This is a genomic window from Mesorhizobium sp. M7A.F.Ca.US.014.04.1.1, from assembly GCF_003998745.1.
Lineage (GTDB): Bacteria > Pseudomonadota > Alphaproteobacteria > Rhizobiales > Rhizobiaceae > Mesorhizobium > Mesorhizobium ciceri.
This window is the reverse complement of the sequence record NZ_RZRW01001434.1, coordinates 1-479: the sequence shown is the minus strand read 5'-3', so window position 1 is coordinate 479 and position 479 is coordinate 1. Positions and strand designations below refer to the sequence as shown.

The following is a 479-nucleotide window of genomic DNA, read 5'->3' as shown; positions in this document are numbered from 1 at the left end:
GGCCGACATCGAAATCGATGTTGCCCGAGCCGTTGTTGATGAGCTGGATACCTCTCGCGAAATTGCGCAGGAACGACGAGTTCGTGACAAGGCCGGTGATGTTGGCGGTGCCGTCGGCCTGCAGCAGCAGGCCGACATTGCCTGGCGGTCCCACGGAGGTGTCGCGGAAGGTCGAGCCCGAAACAGTGATGTTCAACGTGCCGCTGTTGTTGAAGACGTTGAAATTGTCCTCAAGGCCGTTCGCGATCACCGAATTGGTGATGGCGACGGTGCCGGTCAGGCCGTTATGGGCGGCGTCGGCGGCGCGGAAGCTGATCGAGCCTTCGTCGGCCGCGGCGCTGGTGCCGTTCGTGCCAGAGGTTGCGTTCACCACGCTATTGGTGAGCGCGAAGCCATTCACCTCGAACCCTCGGATACCGAAATTGTCGAAATCGTTCAGCTGCAGACCATTGAGCTGCACATCCTTCGTATTGCTGAGG

At 60.1% G+C, this 479-nt stretch carries 1 protein-coding gene; it reads right to left on the bottom strand.

The window, feature by feature from the left end; all coding sequences use genetic code 11:
* Positions 1 to 479 (bottom strand): hypothetical protein (locus EOA22_RS36960; protein WP_164756349.1); only part of this gene is annotated, 479 nt, incomplete at both ends.